Origin of the sequence: Winogradskyella arenosi (genome assembly GCF_003337305.1) — a bacterium.
GTDB classification, from domain to species: Bacteria; Bacteroidota; Bacteroidia; order Flavobacteriales; family Flavobacteriaceae; genus Winogradskyella; species Winogradskyella arenosi.
In genome coordinates this window covers 134,944-153,329 of the sequence record NZ_QPJO01000005.1, presented here as the reverse complement: position 1 = coordinate 153,329, position 18,386 = coordinate 134,944, and the positions used below count along the sequence as shown (strand labels likewise).

The following is an 18,386-nucleotide window of genomic DNA, read 5'->3' as shown; positions in this document are numbered from 1 at the left end:
AGTCATGGTAAAATATTTAAAAAGAACCGTTTTATTACTTAGTTTAAGTTACATCTGTATTACTGGGATTGTCATCGCTTTTCCGGAGTATTATATGGATCAGTCGTTTTCTATATTTAAATATGGAAAGGAGCTTATAGAACACAACGCTTTTGGTGTAAATACTATTATTATAGGTGATAGTAGAGCACAAGCTGGTTTTGTTCCTGATAGTTTAACTAAAACAACTATTAATGGGGCATTATTAGGTAGTTCTCCAATTGAGGGCTATTTTCAATTGGAAAAACTTATGAAGCAAGGGGCGTCTATAGATACTTTAATAGTATCGTATGGGGCTCTTCATTTAATGAGTTCAGAATATTATTTTATTAACTCGTTGAGGTATTCTTATCTTAATATAAATGATGTTAATACGATTCATAATACTTTTAATTATAAAAATGATGCTTTTTGGGAAATACACCCCTCTGAGCTGTCATATTTTGAGCAGTACACATCTAGAATTAAAGCCTATCTAATTTTGTTAAAATGCCCATTGTACTTTCAAGAAAGCATTACTTCTTCTAAGTTTCGTAGAAATAAACCTAATAGGTCGTTTTATAGTGATTTGGTAAAAAATAAAGGGTATTATTTGTACGGTAAAGATGCCTTTTCTAATGCGTTAAATGAAGAAACTAAAGAAGAAGATTTTATTGTGAATTCCACCATATCTACAGCACTAAAAGAACTTTTTAAGTTAGCACAAGCGAATAATATTCATGTGGTTTATGTTAATATGCCATATAATAAAGCGTCTTATAATCAATTATCAACTGCATTTATAAATAATTATAAAAATTATATGAATTCACTAAAGCAAGAATTTCCAGAAGTGGAATTTAAATCAGAGCTTTTTCTTTTATCTAATGGCTATTTTGGTGATGCTTCTCATTTAAACCGTAAAGGAGCTATAAAAATGACTCAATTTCTAAATACAGTACTGTAGACTTATAAAATGAAAGTATTATATATAGGACAACATACTGAAGGCACAACAAGCAAAATGCGTGCAGTGACCATTCAAAGTATCTTAGAACCCGATGTGTTTGAGGTTATAGATACACATATACCATTCTTTAGAACAACTAAAGTATGGCGCTCTTTAGGGTTTCGTTATAAAATAGGACCACTTATAGCTAAAGTGAACACGTTTATTAGCGAAAAATTAAAGACGTTTTCAGATTTCGATTTAATTTGGGTGGATAAAGGGGTGTTTATACAACCTAAAACCCTAAAACTACTAAGAGCTAGAACTAAAAAACTTGTACATTTTACGCCAGATATGGGGTTTTATGCCAACCAGTCTAAACTGTTTTTTAAATCAATAGATTGGTATGATTTTGTGATTACAACAAAGAGTGCAGAGTTAGAATTTTATGAACAGAAAGTTGAAAAAGAAAAAATTATATTAACAACTCAAGGTTTTGATAAGGATATACATCAACCAAAACATAGTTTTGAAGATAAGGACGACGCCATTGTGTTTATAGGTTTAGCCGAACCCTCAAGACTCGTTATTGCAGAGCGCATTATTAAAGAAAATTTAAAACTGAAATTAGTAGGAAAAGGGTGGGGAGCTTTTGTAGAAAAACATAAAGCCGATAACAACTTAATTTTTTTAGGAGAAGCTGTTTATAGTGGTGCGTATAGCGAATTAATTTCCTCTTCAAAGTTTGCTCTGGGCTTGTTGTCTAAACATTTTCCAGAACTTCACACCACGCGTACCTTCGAAATTCCAGCCTGTGGCACCGCTTTGTTAACGGAAAAAAATATAGAAACTAGCAATTTTTATAATGATAAAGAGGTTGTTTTTTATAAAGATTTGGATGATTTAATTTCTAAAGTAAAGTATTATAAGTCCAACAACGCCAAACTCAAAACCTTAACAACCAACGGATTTGATTGCGTCCATAAAAAAGGGTTCGACTATGAGAGTATTATAAAGCGTCTTTTAAATAAAGTGTTGAGATGAAAAAAATCGCAGTCATACATTATTTACCGTTGGAATATTATCCACCTGTAACAAATTTTTTAGATGTAATAGGAAAAGAAAAAGGAGTAAAAGTCAAGGTATGGTCTACAAAAAATGTAAAAAACCGAAGTATATATACAAATAGTGGTTTGTCTAATATTTCTAGAGCCCCTTTGGTAAACCCTAAAACACATATTGCTTTTCGTCTTTTAAAATATTTGTTTTTTAATATTAACTGTTTAATTGGCTTAATAGTACTTAATCCAAAGCGTGTTTTGTATTATGAAAGTTATTCTGCATGGCCTGTGTATTGGTATATGCGTGTTTTTGGTAAATATAAGGAGTTGTACATACATCACCATGAGTACTTTAATAAAGAGTGGTACAAAAAAGGGATGAAATTAAACCGTTTATATCATAAGTTCGAAACAGAGTACTTGTACCACAAGGCTATTTGGATTTCTCAAACAAACGAGGATCGGGTTCAATTATTTTTGGAAGATAACCCTGGCTTGTCAAAAGATAAAATGAAAATTCTACCCAATTACCCACCAAAAAAGTGGGAGGAAATTTCAACGTCAATAAGTTTAGAAGATGAAAAATTAAGAATAGTATATGTTGGCTCACTTTCATTAGAAGCTACTTATATAAAAGAATTTTGTACTTGGGTACAAAATCAAGAAGGGAATGTGATTTTTGATATTTATTCTTATAATTTACACAAGGATACCGCAAAATATCTAAACTCGATTAATTGTTTATTTATTAACTTTTACGATCAAGGTGTGGAATATGATAATTTACCCAATGTGCTCGGAAGTTACGATGTGGGTATTATTCTTTACAAAGCACAAACTGATAATTTTAAATATAATGCGCCTAACAAGTTATTTGAATATTTGGTTTGTAATTTGCAAGTATGGTATCCAAATAAAATGTTAGGTATAAGAAGATATGAAAATGAAGATGTTGTTTCTATAAACTTTGAAAAAATAATAGATTTTAATTATTTAAATGTTGTTTTTAATGAGAAACAAAATAAGAAGTGTATCTACATTGCTGACCAAGCTTTAAAACCACTCATTATTCCATTAATTAAATAAAATAGTTGATTTTATATTAATACAAATTCGGCTCATCAATGCCTAGATGTTTTTTGACAACATGAAGGGTGCTATAATATGATATGTGTCAATAATTTTATAACTTTAGATTAGCTTTCTAAAATACGTGTTATCCAGTTTAATTAATAAGGTTTAAATTTTAGTAATGATTTTAAGGTTTGCAATAGAAGAAGATTTTTAATTTCTTAGCTTATGAAATAATTGGTTAACGAATTATCTACTATTTTTTTAAGTGCCCTAAATATGAAATGTGTTAATAGAAAAACAATATCTTTACATATTCATATTATGCTATGATAGCAGAAATATTTTGTGAATTTAAAATCTTATACTTTTAATAGATATTAGCTTTTCTAATTGAACCTAAATTAGTCAAATTACTTGAATGATGACCTAAAAAAGTCTTTGTTTAAATAGACTTTAGCCATATAAGTGATAGGTACGAATATGTGTCTTTAATAATAGAATATAAATATGATGTTTTGGTCACTTCTAGGAATAATAACTGTTTGTTATATAGGCTATAGGTTTATAAAGGCCTTAGGTAATTCTATTCCTATATTAGAACTGTTACTCTTGATTGCTGGTTTACAATGGATAGTTGGACCTTATATAGAATATAGGACGAGTTTTCAACATTTTAAATATTATATGTATGTAGATGAAGTAGAATACATGCAATATGCAGTACCAGCTTATTTAACGATGATGATTGTTGTATTTATTGGGTTAAGTAAGTTAAAAAAGAAACAATTTCCGATTGATACATTTTATCAATATTCAAATTATGCCGTTATTTTAGTCGCTGTAGGTTTTATATCAGAAATTATAAGGTCAGTAGCGCCAGGAGGACTGAAATTTATTTTCTTTTTATTGGCCAATTTTAAATTTGTAGGAGCAATACTTTTATTTTTTTCAAAAAAGAAATGGCATCGGTATGTGTTCTTTTTAGCTATTATATTATTAGTGTTTACTTCATTAAAAAATGCTTTATTTCATGATTTAATATTATGGAGTACATTTTTTTATATGTTTTGGGCCTATAAGACAAAGCCTTCATTCAAATTGAATATTATAATATTAATCACTGGCTTTTTCATAAGCACCATGATACAGGCCGTTAAATCTGATTATAGAACATTGGTTTGGCAAGGGTTTAGCGGAAGTTATACCACATTATTTATCGATATTTTAAGCAAACGTCTCTCTGGTGGACTAACAAAAAACACTGAAGAACAAGAAGAGTTAAATGTGCGTTTGAATCAAGGGTGGATTATTAGTGCTATTATGGACCATACACCTAGAGTACAAGCTTATGCTGGTGGAGCTACAGTAAAAGATGCAATAATAGCGTCAGCTTTACCGCGCTTTTTAAATCCTAATAAAAAGATTGCAGGTGGTGTTGAGAATTTTGAAAAATACACTGGTATTATGTTAGGTAGCTCTACTTCAATGGGTATGAGTATGCTTGGAGAAGGTTATGCTAATTACGGAAAAGTAGGTGGTATGTTTTTTATGGGTATTTGGGGGTATTTATTAGGTTGGGTATGGTTGTTTTTGTTTAAAAAAATTGAAAATAACATTATAATATTGTTTTTCTTACCGCTAATATTTTTTCAAGTTGTAAAAGCAGAAACAGAACTTGTAGTGGTATTAAATCACCTAGTCAAATCATTAGTTTTAGTTTTTTTATTTCTATGGTTTACCAAGAAAGTTTTAAATTTGCACTTTGTCAATGCAGAAAATCGTTAATTATAATTTACGAAATTCGCAATTTCAATATATTAGTATATTGAAATTTAGGCTACAATAATTAAGAATGTATAGAATTTCTGTGTAAAAATTATTCACGTAGATTAGGTAGGAGACAAGCTAATATATCTGATAAGTAATTATAACTTGTATTAAACAACTATTTGTCATAGTCGATGGTATTAACCTTTCCTTTTCATATAGCTAACTTAATATATGGAATTTAGATAAATGAAAGAAACCATAAGCTTTATATTCAGAAAACGGGATCCTAAATACAATAGTATAGAAGGTGTTTTTGAAAACCTTTCACAAAATATAGGATTGAAATATCTGATATCAATTTCAAATCTTAATTTTTCCGGTGGAAGTCCTAAAGTACTTTGGTTAAACTTGAGATTCTTTAATAAAGAAGCTAATAATATTTATCACGTTACAGGAGATGTTCAGTATATGGGTATAGTAACAGGAAGAAATTCTATCCTAACAATTCATGATGTAAATTCTATTGTAAAAGGTTCTTTTATTAAACAAATGTATTTGAAATTGTTTTGGTTTTGGTTACCAGCTTTATTTGTTGGCAGAATTACTGTAATTTCAGAATTTACTAAAAAGGAACTTGTGAAAATCATTCCTTTTGCAAAAGATAAAATTAGGGTGGTGTATAATCCTGTGAATCCATTATTTGAATTTAGGGAATATCATTTTAACCAAAGTAAACCTAAGATTTTGTTATTAGGTACCAAACCAAATAAAAATTTATGTCGCGTTTTAGAAAGTTTAAAAGATATTCCTTGTGAAGTAGTTTTAATTGGTTATCCCACTAAGGATCAAAAGGATTTAGCAGCAAAGTTTAATATAGAGATAACCTATAAATTTAATTTAGATATTCAGGATGTTATAGCTGAGTATAAGGCTTGTCACCTTTTATGTTTTGTATCAACATACGAAGGTTTTGGAATGCCAATTATTGAAGCACAAGCTATAGGTAGGCCTGTTATTACTTCTAATTTAGGCGCCATGAAAGAAGTAGCTGCTCAAACCGCACTCTTAGTAAATCCTTATAGTATAGATGAAATAAGAGGAGGGATTATTAAAATTATCGAAGATGAAAATTTACGACGTACTTTGATTCAAAAAGGTTTGCGTAATGTAGAGCGTTTTAGTATCGAAACCGTAGCGAAACACTATATGGATGTTTATCAGGAAGTAAGTAGGACATCAAATATGATGAACTTAGAATAATATGTAATATAAGAAGGGTCGTGTTGTTATGATTAATGAGAAATTAAAATTATGGATTTTTGTAGATTGGTATTTGCCTGCTTATAAGGCGGGTGGGCCAATTCAGTCGATCTCTAATTTGGTAAACAGACTAAAGGATGAATTCGATATATCGATTATTACTTCTAATACAGATTTAGAAGAAACTTTAAATTTAAAAACTAAAGATGTTAATGTATGGGTGTATAAAAATGGTTATCGAGTCATGTATCTAGATGCAAATCATCAAAACCAGTCATTTTTTAAAAAGATTTTATCTGAAAATTCATTTGATGTTGTTTACTTTAATTCGCTATTTTCTGTAAAATACACACTTTTGCCATTTTGGCTTTTACGTAATAAACCAATAAAACGTGTATTGGCAACAAGAGGAATGCTCGGCAAAGGAGCTTTAGCTATAAAGCCGTTAAAAAAGATTTTGTTTCTGAAATTATTCAGATTTATGGGACTTCATAAAAAAGTTGTGTGGCATGCAACAGCCGAAAGTGAAAAAAATGAAATTATAGAACATTTTGGTATAAGACGTCGTATACTTTTAGCACCCAATTTATCCTCAATAAGAACGGATGCTCTTATTGAAAAGAAAAAAAATGCGAATCAAATTCATTTGTTTTATCTCTCTAGAATTGCTATTAAAAAAAATTTATTTGGCGCACTTGAAGCGCTTTTAAAAATAAAACCTGAGTTTAAGGTTAGGTATTCTATTATTGGACCAATAGAAGATAAAATGTATTGGGAAAAATGTTTGAAACTGATAGATAAAATGCCAGAGCATATTAGTGTCAATTATTTGGGGGCTGTGCCTAATCATAAATTATCAGAGCTGTTAAAAACAGAACACGTACTATTTTTACCTACCTATGGCGAAAATTTTGGACATGTTATCATGGAGTCTTGGCAGAATGGTTGTCCTGTTATTATATCAGACCAAACACCGTGGCTTAACTTGGAACTTAAAGAGCTTGGTTATGATGTACCTCTCGAAAAAGAAAATGGTTTTGTAAAGGTTATAGAGAAGTTTTGTGAAATGTCTGAACTAGAATATAATAAATGGTCGAACCGGTCATATATTTATGCAAATGAATTTATAGAAAATCCAGAGTTAATAGAACAAAATAAAGCCTTATTTTTGAACGAGAATATTAAATAATTTCATGAAGAGAATTTTAATCACTGGTGGTGCCGGTTTTGTAGGCTCGCATTTATGCGAACGTTTACTGAACGAAGGGAATGAAGTGGTCTGTCTGGATAATTATTTTACGGGATCTAAAACTAATATTGAACACCTTATGGATCATCATTATTTTGAATTGGTGCGTCATGATATTATTAACCCTTATATGATTGAGGTTGATGAAATTTATAATATGGCTTGTCCAGCATCGCCTGTACATTACCAGTATAATCCTATAAAAACAATAAAAACCTCTGTGATGGGGGCTATTAATATGCTTGGTTTAGCCAAACGTGTAGGGGCAAAAATATTGCAAGCTTCAACAAGCGAGGTGTACGGCGATCCGAGTGTACATCCACAACCAGAAAGCTATTGGGGAAATGTAAATCCTATAGGCTTGCGCTCTTGTTACGATGAAGGGAAGCGTTGTGCGGAAACGCTATTTATGGATTATCACACACAAAATGAGGTAGATATTAAAATTATTAGAATTTTTAATACTTATGGACCGCGAATGCACCCTCAAGATGGACGTGTGGTTTCTAATTTTATAATGCAAGCTCTAAAAGGCGATGATATTACAATCTTTGGTGAAGGGACTCAAACACGAAGTTTTCAGTATGTTGATGATTTGGTGGAAGGAACAATTCGTATGATGGGGAGTCGTGATGGTTTTGTAGGGCCTGTTAATATTGGGAATCCTGTGGAGTTTACCATGTTAGAACTCGCAGAATTAGTTATTGAATTAACAAATTCGAAGTCTAAAATTATCCATTTACCGTTACCACAAGATGATCCGATGCAACGTCAACCCGTTATCGATTTAGCAAAGAAAGAATTAAATGGTTGGGAGCCTAAAGTGCATTTAAAAGAAGGCTTAGGAAAAACAATTAATTATTTTGATGGCTTAATTAAATCTAATAAAGCCTAATATATAATTTTAAGCTTTGAGAACAGATTTATCAAAATACGACAATAGTTGGTATAATCCTGGTTCAAAATTAAAACGCGTTCTGTGGTATTATATCAGTTGCTTTTTTTTTGAGCTAGGCTGGAATGTTTCATCAGGGCTTAAAGTATTTTTATTACGGCAATTTGGTGCTAAAATAGGAACAGGAGTTGTTATTAAACCAAGAGTGACTATAAAATACCCTTGGAAGTTACAGATTGGTAACCATTGTTGGATAGGAGAATCCGTTTGGATCGATAATTTAGATAAGGTGACCATAGAAGATCATGTTTGTGTATCACAGGGAGCATTATTGCTCTGTGGGAACCACAATTATAAAACCACAAGTTTTGATTTGTTTACAGCTCCTATTCACTTAAAAGAAGGGAGTTGGGTAGGGGCCAAAGCTAGTGTGGCACCTGGGGTAACCTTAGAGAGTCACGCGGTACTCAGTTTGGGGGCTGTCGCTACTAAAAACTTAGACCCTTATAGTATTTATAGCGGAAATCCGGCTGTAAAAGTAAAATCACGTCAAATTAAAATGCCTTAAATGAAAGTCTCCATTATTACCGCGGTATATAATAATGAAAAAACGATTGAAGATTGTATGTCCTCGGTGCTTAATCAGACGTATCCGGATATCGAATACATCATCATAGATGGTGGATCTAATCAAGAAACGCTAACAAAGCTTGAAGCAGCAGCAAAAAAACATGATAACATTACCTTAAGCTCAGAACCCGATCATGGCATTTACGATGCCTTAAATAAAGGCGTGAAAAAAGCAAAAGGTGAAATTGTTGGTTTTGTACATTCTGATGATTTTTTGGCAGATACACAGGTTATAGCCTCTATTGTTGAAGTTTTTAAAAAACAAGGCGTTGATGGGGTGTATGGTGATTTACACTATGTAGCCTTAGAGAATACCAATAAAATTATTCGAAATTGGATTAGTCAACCTTTCAATCCTGAACTCTTAAAAAAGGGGTGGATGCCAGCCCACCCAACGCTTTATGTTAAAAAGCAGGTTTATGATACCTTTGGAGCATTTAATATCAAGTTTAAAATAGCGGCAGATTATGATTTTATTTTGCGTATCTTTAAACAGAAAGATTTGAGATTTTTCTACCTTCCTAAGACGATTGTTAAAATGAGAGTAGGGGGGGCTAGTAATAAAAGTTTGAAAAATATCATTCAAAAATCAAAAGAAGATTATCGTGCTGTAAAGGATAATAAAACAGGGGGTTGGCTCACTATTTTGCAAAAAAATGTAAGTAAATTCAAGCAATTTAAAACTTAAGTATAAAGTGTTAAATATCATTACAATAAAATGACTTAGGTTTCAAAAAATTAACAGATATTTGCCGGAAATTAAGTAGAATTATACCAATGGTAAAAGAATTACTCGAAAATTTTGTTCCCCAAGATCATATAGGTTGGCTTATTTTAATAGCTATTCTCATCGCGTTCTGTGTCTCTAGTACTAGTTTTCCCGCTATAATAAATGTAGCAAAATCTAAAAACCTTATGGATTTTTCAGGAGGACGTAGTAGCCACTCAGGTAGTGTGCCTAATCTAGGGGGAATTGGTATTTATTTGGGGATTGTAGTCACCTTGACCACTATAGGTGCTGTTTTAGATACAAAAATCTTATTATTGATTTTAGGTGGTGTTACTTTATTGTTCTTTTTAGGTTTAAAAGATGATATTCTTATTCTGTCGCCACGGAAAAAATTTACAGGCCAATTGTTGGCAGCCGGATTACTTATCCTTTTTACCAATACGCGTATAGCAAGTCTTTCAGGAATTTTAGAGATTTACATAATGCCGTATTGGGTATCGGTAATGTTTACACTATTTGTATACATCTTAATCATTAATGCCTTTAATTTAATTGATGGTATTGATGGTTTAGCAGGAACTTTAGCTTTAATGGCTGTTGTGGCATTTGCCTACGTGTTTTATCGATATCGTGATATAAGTATGGTTGTTTTAGCGGCTTCAATCATTGGTGCTATAGTCCCGTTTCTCTTTTTAAATTTTTCTAAACGTAATAAAATGTTTTTAGGGGATACAGGATCTATGATTTTAGGTTTTTTAATTGCTGTATTAGCAATCCGTTTTATTAATACATCCGAATTATCAAGCAATGCGTTATATAGCAACTCTTCTCCAATTTTAGTTTTGGCATTTTTATTTTTCCCTTTACTTGATACCTTGCGTATATTTTTTATTCGTTTGGTGATTCATAAGAAAAGCCCTTTTGTGGCCGATCGAAATCACTTACATCATCGTTTTTTGTTTCTAGGTTTTTCGCATAGACAAACCACGGCTATTATTGTAGTTACAAATTGTGTTCTTATAGGTATAACTTTTGTCTTTAAAAATTGGGGCATTAATTGGCAACTGGCCATCTTACTGGTAAGTGGAACCATACTCTATTCGCTTTACTTTTTATATAATTGGTTTAAAGCTGGGATAAAAACTTTTGGCGCTTAACAAAGTGTTGACCTATTGCGAATGCTAATACTTTTTGAATCGCTTTAAACCATTATATTTGTGGTCTTGTTAAAATAATTTACCATGCTCAAAAAACTATTTTTTATTAGTTGTTTACTTATAGTCTGTTCGTGTTCTTCTAAAAAAGAGATCTTATATATGCAAGATGCTGAACAATTTAATAATACTACAATCACTTACACCAATGCACCCATTCAACCTAATGATGTCTTACGCATTACGATTAGTGCTTTAATCCAAGAGTCTGCAGTGCCCTATAATAAGGCGTCGAGTAATTCTGGAAATTCGAGTATCGATTTGATGCAATTGGATGGTTACTTAGTATCGGAAAACCTGACGATTAATTTTCCTGTTTTAGGGGTGTTATCGGTGGCAGAACTAACAACTCAAGAATTTGCAGAATTTCTAAAAAGTAAATTGCAAAACGAGGGGCATTTAAAAAATCCGTCTGTGGATGTGCGTTTAGTAAATGCTAAAGTTACCGTACTAGGCGAGGTAAAACAACCAGGAACCTTTAATTTTACAGAGCAAAATATTACCTTATTACAAGCTTTAGGGTATGCCGGAGATTTAACGATAAATGGAAAACGTGAGGATGTTTTGATTATGAGAGATGATAATGGCATTCGAAAAATTACACATATAGACTTAACTGGCTCGGAGTGGTTAGATAGTGATTTTTATTATGTAAAGCCTAATGACATGATTGTTGTTAATCCTAATAATCCTAAGGTTAAAAGTGCTGGTTTCGTCGGGAATGTAGGGACGTTTTTATCCGTATTTTCAATTGTATTATCCACCGTCCTTATAATTACAAAATAATATGAGTCCATTACAAGATAGCTACAATCTAAAACCTAATGATCAAGGGGAGACGATTAAAAATGAAGTTTACAAATACCTGAAGTACTGGTATTGGTTTGTTTTAGGTGTGGTTATTACTTTGACAGGAGCTGTCTTGTATTTACGATATACGCCTAAGATTTATAATTCTAGTGCTAAAATAAAAATATTAAATAAAACCAAAGGTTTAGAATTGCCATCGGCAGCGTTTGTTTTTAACCGGTCTAATATTAATCTTGAAAATGAAATAGAAGTCATTAAATCTAGACGTATAAGTGAGGCTGTTGTAGATCAATTAGACCTTACCATGCGGTTTTTTGTAGAAGGCAATGTCTTAACGACAGAGGTTAGTCAACTTCCTTTTCAAATTCTGAAGACCCTACATAATGATAGTATTACTAAGGCAACGTCTTACCGTATTGAGGTAAAGCCATCGGCTTTTGAAATTGCAGTAAATAACTCTGATGAAAGTTTGATTTTTCCAAACTTTGATACGACTAAGACGAATCATAATTTACCTTTTGAGCTAAATTTACCTCAGAATTTTAATTTTAAAGAGGCTGAAGATAAGGTCTATATTGTTGAGATTTTACCAATTTCGGCAGTTTCAGGGAGTGTCAAAGCAGGGGTAGACGTGAGCGTTTTAGGCAACAGTGATTTATTGCAGCTTAGTTTTACAAGTCAAAGTAAAGAGAAGAATGAGCGTATTTTAAACACACTGATCGATGTATTTAATGAAGATGGTATTAATGACCGTCAAGAAATTTCGAGACGTACTATTGATTTTATAGACGAGCGTTTTGACTTACTCGCAAAAGAATTAGATTCTATTGAGGTGGGAATTCAAGATTATAAGCAAAAGAATGATATTCTTACCTTAGAAACTGACGCGGAGTTGGGACTTAGCCAACGTACCTTATCGGAGCAAGAATTGTTCGAGCTTGAAAAGCAACTAATGTTATCAAATCTACTAGGTGAGACGTTAAGACAACCCAATGCTAAATCTGACTTATTGCCTGCCAATATAGGTTTGTCAAGTACCAGTATTAATGGTTTAGTGGATAACTACAATGCTTTAGTCTTAGAGCGTGATAATTTACTTACTAGTGGAGGGGTGAACAACCCTAATGTAGTTCTCTTGAATGGAAAATTAGAAGATATAAAATCTAATATTTTTGCTTCTATCGAGTCTTATACAAAACAACTAATAGCCTCTAAAGCACAGCTAAGTCGTAAAAACCGAAAATTTGCCGCTAAGGTTTATAATTTGCCGGCCAAAGAAAAAATCATTACAGACATCACGAGACAGCGTGAAATTAAGCAGAGCTTATATTTGTTCTTATTACAAAAACGCGAAGAAGCGGCGATTAATCTAGCCATTACAGAGCCTTCCATTAAAGTTGTAGAGTATGCAATTTCGCAACATGTACCGATTTCGCCAAATTCTAAGAGTATTTATATCATGGGCTTATTGGCTGGTCTAGCGATTCCTTTTGGGGTTATTTATGTAATCCTATTATTAGACACTAAGATTAAAGGAAAAGAGGATATTGTAGAACGAAATGCTAAAGTCCCAATCGTTGGAGAATTGCCTAAACTAAAAGGGGATCAGTTAATATTTAGCAATCCTGAAGACAATTCAATGCAAGCGGAGGCTTTTCGAATTTTAAGTTCTAATGTCGATTATATTTTGCCTTTACACTCTAACAATAAAGGCCGTGTGGTGTTTTGTACCTCAACCATTAAAGGCGAAGGTAAAACCCATGTGAGTATTAATTTATCACTCTCCTTATCGAGTATAAATAAAAAGGTCTTATTGATTGGGGCGGATTTAAGAAACCCTCAAATTCATAACCAAATTAATGAAGATAAACATAGGCTTGGTCTAACCAATTATCTGCATGATGAAAACTTTAATTGGAAAGATGCCATAATTAAAGGGTTTAAAAATCACCCTAATCACGATATAATTTTATCTGGAAGCATACCACCAAATCCAGCTAGTCTTCTTACTAATGGGCGTTTTGAACAATTATTAGAGGAAGCTAAATCAGAGTACGATTATATCATTGTTGATACAGCACCGACCATTTTAGTTACGGATACCATGCTAATTTCTAAATTAGCCGATGCCACTATGTATTTAGTGAGAGCCAATTATACCGAGAAAAACCTCTTAAACTATTCTAAAGAGTTAAATGAATCGGGTAAGCTCAAAAATATGGCTTATGTATTGAATAGTGTGGAGGCTAATAAATCCTACGGTTACGGTTATAACTATGGCTATAACTACGGTTATGGAGCTAAAAGCTAAAGCGCGTTTTTAATTCTTTATCAAGAGGTGACAATTGTCATACTTTATACGCTGCCAATCCGCTACTTTTAATTATCAATTTAAAATTAGAGGTTATGAGAGTTATAGAACCCATTTCAAGTATTATGTCAACCAATATCATTGCCTTAAATAGGGAAGATAACTTGGAGATGGCAGAAGAATTATTTAAAAGACATCATATAAGACACATTCCTGTGGTTAAAGAGGAGGTCGTTATTGGGATGTTAAGTTATACCGATTTACTCCGGATCAGTTTTGCAGATGCCGTATATGATACCGACGATGAGGTTGATTCTTTAGTTTATAATATGTTTAGTATTGACCAAGTGATGGTGAAAAATGTGGTAACCGTTGCGTCTACAGCTTCAATAAAGGAAGTTGCAGAAATACTAGCCACAAGAGAGTTTCATGCCTTACCCGTTGTAGATGATGGCTTACTAGTAGGGATTATTACCACTACTGATCTCATCAATTACCTTTTAAAACAACTATAAAAGAAAAGCGCTTAATTAAGATTAAGCGCTTTTTTTATTATTGGTTAGCAATATGTTTTAAATTCTTAATCGCTAAGGTAGGGTCTTCATGTTTAAAAACATGGCTACCAGCCACAAAGGTATCAGCACCTGCTTCAACAAGTTTAGCTATGTTTTGGTCCGTTACACCACCATCAATTTCTATACGCGTCTCTAAGCCTTGCTCGTCAATCATTTTACGAAGGTTCTTTACGCGCTTATAGGTAATATCTTCAAATTTCTGTCCACCAAAACCGGGATTAATAGACATTAATAAAATCATATAACACTCCGGTAAGATATCTTCCAAGACATTTAGCGGTGTAGTAATATTAAGTACAATACCAGCTTTGCAACCAGCGTCTTTAATTTGTCTTAGTGTACGGTGCAAATGCACGGTAGATTCATAGTGTACAGTAATAATATCTGCACCAACCTTAGCAAATTCTTCAATGTAGCGCTCAGGTTGCTCTATCATTAAATGTACATCTAAAGGTTTAGTGGCATGTTTTTTTATCGCAGCAATCACGGGCATACCATAAGAAATGTTTGGCACAAAGTGGCCGTCCATTACATCGATATGAAACCAATCTGCATCACTGTTATTCACCATTTCAGTATCGCGTTGTAGGTTGCCAAAATCGGCAGCGAGCATTGAAGGTGCAATTAATTTTGAAGCCATTATAAGTGGTTTTATGAGGTTTTTGCAAATGTAATTAAATTAGAAGGATTATTTTAACTTTTAAAAAAAAGCTGTTTGGAACGATTGCTATGCGGGAATAGACAAAATATAACGGATACCTGTTAGCGCGGAGGGAAGTAAGAGGTGAACTAAAACAGAAATAAAGAAGCTTGTTTCTGGTTTTGATAATCTATAACCAGATATGAGAGGAAAGCCATAAAACTTAGCATTGAGCTTTACCTTAATAGGAGATGAAAACGAGGTCTTACCAAAAACAATCAGAATTGAGGTTATACGATATAAGTTTATAAAAAGTGAACCCACGGTAATCAGCCGTGGGTTCTTTCATCAATCAAAAAACGAACAGTTATGTTGTAACTGTTGTTACCTTAATTAGGTAGTCGTTAAACCTTGTAAAACCTTACATAAGACGATGAGAGATTTAAAGGTTGTGAAACGTCTAGCCTAAGTATGTTTTTAATATTTTACTTCTTGAAGTATGTTTTAAACGTCTTATTGCTTTTTCTTTAATTTGTCTTACACGTTCACGCGTTAAATCGAAGGTTTCTCCAATCTCCTCTAAGGTCATAGGGTGTTGATTTCCTAAGCCAAAATATAAACGAATAACATCTGCTTCACGTGGTGTAAGAGTTTCTAAAGCACGCTCTATTTCCGTACGTAAAGAATCATGCAACAAATCTCTGTCTGGGTTAGGAGACTCCCCACTACGTAATACATCGTAAAGGTTAGAATCTTCTCCTTCTACCAATGGCGCATCCATACTTACATGACGTCCCGAGTTTTTCATAGACTCTTTTACATCATTGATGGTCATGTCTAACTCCTTAGCAATTTCTTCTGCTGATGGTGGACGCTCATGACTTTGCTCAAGAAATGCAAAAGTCTTGTTGATCTTATTAATAGAACCAATTTTGTTTAAGGGTAAACGTACAATACGCGATTGCTCTGCTAAAGCCTGAAGAATTGATTGACGAATCCACCATACGGCGTAAGAGATAAATTTAAAACCACGTGTTTCATCAAAACGTTGTGCAGCCTTAATTAAACCTAAATTACCTTCATTAATTAAATCTGGTAATGTTAACCCTTGATTTTGGTATTGTTTTGCAACCGATACAACAAAACGTAAATTAGCTTTGGTTAATTTTTCTAAGGCGACTTGGTCTCCTGCTTTAATCCGTTGTGCTAATTCTACTTCTTCGTCTGCTGTAATTAGATCTACCTTACCAATTTCTTGTAAATATTTATCTAGCGATGCGGTCTCCCTGTTGGTAACCTGCTTGGTAATTTTTAGTTGTCTCATGTAATAAAAATGATTTGTGCAATTGAGCTACAACACCATGTTGCTCTTATTATACGCAGAAATCGATTTAAATGTTACAGGATTGTTTAAAAACTTTTAAATCTTTAGAAGTTTTATGCTATCTAAGTGAATAGCATCTATGGTTTCATTGGTGAATTTATAGTGCCCTCGCATGGTTATAAGTCTAAACCGATACGATTTAAGTTGACTTAAGGAGTTTAAAAAAAGCCATTTCGATTTTAATAATCGCGGTCTTTCTGATTTTAAACTTAAATCAAAAATGTGTTTTCGTCCTTCTTTTTCGGCAACTATATCTGGAGTCACATCAATATCAGTACCTTTTTTATGGTAAGATTTAGGGGTTTCGTAGCCTTTAAAATCGGCCTTAATATTAGAATACCCTAAGTTTTCAAGGTAAGCGATGGAACTGCGTAGTGCCTTTGCGTATTTAATTTTGTCTTGTGGAATCATAGCTTATATGATACGTAAAAAACAGGAGAATTCCAAATTAAAATACTGATAATTAAATATATAACGTTTGTTTGGATGGTCCTAAATACAATAATGCCTTTGTCAGCGTAGAATTTAGTCACTTACAAAGGCATTATTAAAAAGATCGCAATCTAATGAAAGGCTATCTGTTAAAAGAGTTGTTGAACAATCTTTAAACTCTTACTTGTCCATCACCATAGACGTAATATTTATTGGTAACCAATTGATTTAATCCTAATGGCCCACGGTGGTGTAATTTATCGGTACTGATGGCTAATTCTGCACCTACGCCCATTTGTCCGCCATCTGTAAATCTTGTAGAGGCATTATGGTACACCGCTGCACTATCTACATTATGCATAAAATTTAAAGCTTCGGTTTTGTCTTCTGTAATAATAGAAGCCGAATGTTTCCCAGAATAGGTATTAATCATTTCAATAGCCTCTTCTGAAGAACTTACTTCACCAATTAAAATTTTAAGGGCTAAAAATTCTTCGTGCCATACGTTTTCTTCATTAACCACGGTGTTATCGGTTAAAATACGTCCTATTTTTGTGTCTACAAGTACTTCAACTTTATGCTGTTCTAATTTCTCTTGAAGCATTTTTACCTTGGTATCGTACTCCGGAAGATTCTTGTTAATAAGCACCTTGTCTAAAGCATTACAACCCGATATCTTGTCGGTTTTAGCATTGATAATAACATTTACAGCCTTACTCCAATCGGCGTGTTCAGAAACATATAAAAAGTTGTTACCACGTCCACTGATCAAAACTGCACAGGTGGCGTGGGTCTTCACAAAATTAATTAGGCGTTCACCACCACGGGGTACAATCAAATCTAAAGGTTCCGTAGGATTCTTTAAAAATTCTTGTGTTTCTTCGCGTTGTAGGTGTAGCAATTTAATCCAGTCCTTAGATAAACCATTGGCTTCTAAAGCTTCATGCCAAAGTTGCTCTAAAATAAGATTACTATTTAAGGCTTCCTTTCCACCTTTTAATAAGATTTTATTATTGGCCTTAAAGGCTAACACTGCCGCTTCAATAGTAACATCTGGTCGCGATTCATAGATAATAAGAATCGTTCCAAACGGCGCTGTAGTATTAACAATATTTAATTTATTCTCTAAGGTTCTATTGGTGATTTCTTTTCCAACAGGGTCGTCTTGAAGCATTACCGCATTAACCGCCGCAATCATTTCATCGACCTTTTTATCATTGACAATCAAACGATCGTATAAAGCTTGGTCTTCGCGTTGAAAAGCCTCTAAATCTTTTTTATTGGCGTCAATAATAGCTGTTCGTTCCCGTTCTAAAATCGTAATCATCGATTTTAGAACGTTATTTTTTATTTCGGTATTTAAAAGTTTCATGTGTATTTGTTT

General features: G+C 32.9%; 17 protein-coding genes. 13 read left to right on the top strand and 4 right to left on the bottom strand.

Translation table 11 applies throughout. The features are described 5' to 3' along the window. Nucleotides 1-4: 4 nt before the first annotated feature. The 13 genes from DFQ08_RS13945 to DFQ08_RS13885 all read left to right on the top strand — a co-directional run bounded on the left by DFQ08_RS13945 (nucleotide 5) and on the right by DFQ08_RS13885 (nucleotide 14,486). Complete coding sequence (locus DFQ08_RS13945; protein WP_114310652.1) at nucleotides 5-985, top strand: hypothetical protein; 981 nt, start codon at nucleotides 5-7, stop codon at nucleotides 983-985. Between the two features lie 9 nt (nucleotides 986-994). After that, nucleotides 995-2,011: a CgeB family protein gene (locus DFQ08_RS13940; RefSeq protein ID WP_114310651.1), complete on the top strand. Its 1,017-nt coding sequence runs from the start codon at nucleotides 995-997 to the stop codon at nucleotides 2,009-2,011. Next, nucleotides 2,008-3,114, top strand: a complete 1,107-nt coding sequence (locus tag DFQ08_RS13935; RefSeq protein WP_114310650.1) for a glycosyltransferase family protein — start codon at nucleotides 2,008-2,010, stop codon at nucleotides 3,112-3,114. The genes DFQ08_RS13940 and DFQ08_RS13935 overlap by 4 nt, the downstream gene beginning before the upstream one ends. A 495-nt stretch (nucleotides 3,115-3,609) precedes the next feature. Continuing rightward, entirely contained in the window at nucleotides 3,610-4,887 is a 1,278-nt protein-coding gene (locus DFQ08_RS13930; protein WP_147269480.1) for a hypothetical protein, read from the top strand. A 231-nt stretch (nucleotides 4,888-5,118) separates the two neighbouring features. Further along, nucleotides 5,119-6,132 (top strand): glycosyltransferase family 4 protein, encoded by a 1,014-nt coding sequence (locus DFQ08_RS13925; RefSeq protein WP_114310648.1) that lies wholly within the window; start codon nucleotides 5,119-5,121, stop codon nucleotides 6,130-6,132. A gap of 28 nt (nucleotides 6,133-6,160) precedes the next feature. Next, entirely contained in the window at nucleotides 6,161-7,321 is a 1,161-nt protein-coding gene (locus DFQ08_RS13920) for a glycosyltransferase family 4 protein (protein WP_114310647.1), read from the top strand. Nucleotides 7,322-7,325: 4 nt separating this feature from the next. Then, the gene (locus tag DFQ08_RS13915; protein ID WP_114310646.1) at nucleotides 7,326-8,276 is read left to right on the top strand and encodes a UDP-glucuronic acid decarboxylase family protein; all 951 of its coding nucleotides are present in this window, start codon (nucleotides 7,326-7,328) and stop codon (nucleotides 8,274-8,276) included. Nucleotides 8,277-8,292: 16 nt separating this feature from the next. After that, on the top strand, nucleotides 8,293-8,844 hold the full coding sequence (locus DFQ08_RS13910; protein WP_114310645.1) for a WcaF family extracellular polysaccharide biosynthesis acetyltransferase: 552 nt from the start codon (nucleotides 8,293-8,295) through the stop codon (nucleotides 8,842-8,844). After that, nucleotides 8,845-9,594 carry a glycosyltransferase family 2 protein gene (locus DFQ08_RS13905; RefSeq protein WP_114310644.1) on the top strand — a complete coding sequence of 250 codons (750 nt, stop codon included), beginning with the start codon at nucleotides 8,845-8,847 and terminating at the stop codon, nucleotides 9,592-9,594. It abuts the gene before it with no gap. Between the two features lie 89 nt (nucleotides 9,595-9,683). After that, complete coding sequence (locus DFQ08_RS13900; RefSeq protein WP_114310643.1) at nucleotides 9,684-10,793, top strand: MraY family glycosyltransferase; 1,110 nt, start codon at nucleotides 9,684-9,686, stop codon at nucleotides 10,791-10,793. 159 nt (nucleotides 10,794-10,952) lie between these two features. Then, complete coding sequence (locus DFQ08_RS13895; RefSeq protein ID WP_245935443.1) at nucleotides 10,953-11,636, top strand: polysaccharide biosynthesis/export family protein; 684 nt, start codon at nucleotides 10,953-10,955, stop codon at nucleotides 11,634-11,636. Between the two features lies 1 nt (nucleotide 11,637). Further along, a complete protein-coding gene (locus tag DFQ08_RS13890; RefSeq protein ID WP_114310641.1) occupies nucleotides 11,638-13,971 on the top strand; it encodes a GumC family protein in 2,334 nt (777 codons plus the stop codon). Nucleotides 13,972-14,066: 95 nt separating this feature from the next. Then, a complete protein-coding gene (locus DFQ08_RS13885) occupies nucleotides 14,067-14,486 on the top strand; it encodes a CBS domain-containing protein (protein WP_114310640.1) in 420 nt (139 codons plus the stop codon). 37 nt (nucleotides 14,487-14,523) lie between these two features. On the opposite strand, the gene rpe is transcribed toward DFQ08_RS13885, so the two are convergent. The 4 genes from rpe to DFQ08_RS13865 all read right to left on the bottom strand — a co-directional run bounded on the left by rpe (nucleotide 14,524) and on the right by DFQ08_RS13865 (nucleotide 18,374). Further along, nucleotides 14,524-15,186, bottom strand: a complete 663-nt coding sequence (rpe, locus tag DFQ08_RS13880; protein ID WP_114310639.1) for a ribulose-phosphate 3-epimerase — start codon at nucleotides 15,184-15,186, stop codon at nucleotides 14,524-14,526. Nucleotides 15,187-15,646: 460 nt separating this feature from the next. After that, nucleotides 15,647-16,510 (bottom strand): sigma-70 family RNA polymerase sigma factor, encoded by an 864-nt coding sequence (locus DFQ08_RS13875; protein WP_114310638.1) that lies wholly within the window; start codon nucleotides 16,508-16,510, stop codon nucleotides 15,647-15,649. A 96-nt stretch (nucleotides 16,511-16,606) separates the two neighbouring features. Then, on the bottom strand, nucleotides 16,607-16,981 hold the full coding sequence (locus DFQ08_RS13870) for a hypothetical protein (RefSeq protein ID WP_114310637.1): 375 nt from the start codon (nucleotides 16,979-16,981) through the stop codon (nucleotides 16,607-16,609). Nucleotides 16,982-17,174: 193 nt separating this feature from the next. Beyond that, nucleotides 17,175-18,374: a glutamate-5-semialdehyde dehydrogenase gene (locus DFQ08_RS13865; RefSeq protein WP_114310636.1), complete on the bottom strand. Its 1,200-nt coding sequence runs from the start codon at nucleotides 18,372-18,374 to the stop codon at nucleotides 17,175-17,177. Between the last annotated feature and the right edge of the window lie 12 nt (nucleotides 18,375-18,386).

Bases quoted from the DNA above. Each gene is read 5' to 3' on its own strand.
- DFQ08_RS13915 (WP_114310646.1), top strand. From the start codon at position 7,326: ATGAAGAGAATTTTAATCACTGGTGGTGCCGGTTTTGTAGGCTCGCAT.
- DFQ08_RS13945 (WP_114310652.1), top strand. From the start codon at position 5: ATGGTAAAATATTTAAAAAGAACCGTTTTATTACTTAGTTTAAGTTAC.
- DFQ08_RS13920 (WP_114310647.1), top strand. From the start codon at position 6,161: ATGATTAATGAGAAATTAAAATTATGGATTTTTGTAGATTGGTATTTG.
- DFQ08_RS13925 (WP_114310648.1), top strand. From the start codon at position 5,119: ATGAAAGAAACCATAAGCTTTATATTCAGAAAACGGGATCCTAAATAC.
- rpe (WP_114310639.1), bottom strand. From the start codon at position 15,186: ATGGCTTCAAAATTAATTGCACCTTCAATGCTCGCTGCCGATTTTGGC.
- DFQ08_RS13930 (WP_147269480.1), top strand. From the start codon at position 3,610: ATGATGTTTTGGTCACTTCTAGGAATAATAACTGTTTGTTATATAGGC.
- DFQ08_RS13900 (WP_114310643.1), top strand. From the start codon at position 9,684: ATGGTAAAAGAATTACTCGAAAATTTTGTTCCCCAAGATCATATAGGT.
- DFQ08_RS13895 (WP_245935443.1), top strand. From the start codon at position 10,953: ATGCAAGATGCTGAACAATTTAATAATACTACAATCACTTACACCAAT.
- DFQ08_RS13935 (WP_114310650.1), top strand. From the start codon at position 2,008: ATGAAAAAAATCGCAGTCATACATTATTTACCGTTGGAATATTATCCA.
- DFQ08_RS13940 (WP_114310651.1), top strand. From the start codon at position 995: ATGAAAGTATTATATATAGGACAACATACTGAAGGCACAACAAGCAAA.
- DFQ08_RS13890 (WP_114310641.1), top strand. From the start codon at position 11,638: ATGAGTCCATTACAAGATAGCTACAATCTAAAACCTAATGATCAAGGG.
- DFQ08_RS13905 (WP_114310644.1), top strand. From the start codon at position 8,845: ATGAAAGTCTCCATTATTACCGCGGTATATAATAATGAAAAAACGATT.
- DFQ08_RS13870 (WP_114310637.1), bottom strand. From the start codon at position 16,981: ATGATTCCACAAGACAAAATTAAATACGCAAAGGCACTACGCAGTTCC.
- DFQ08_RS13875 (WP_114310638.1), bottom strand. From the start codon at position 16,510: ATGAGACAACTAAAAATTACCAAGCAGGTTACCAACAGGGAGACCGCA.
- DFQ08_RS13885 (WP_114310640.1), top strand. From the start codon at position 14,067: ATGAGAGTTATAGAACCCATTTCAAGTATTATGTCAACCAATATCATT.
- DFQ08_RS13865 (WP_114310636.1), bottom strand. From the start codon at position 18,374: ATGAAACTTTTAAATACCGAAATAAAAAATAACGTTCTAAAATCGATG.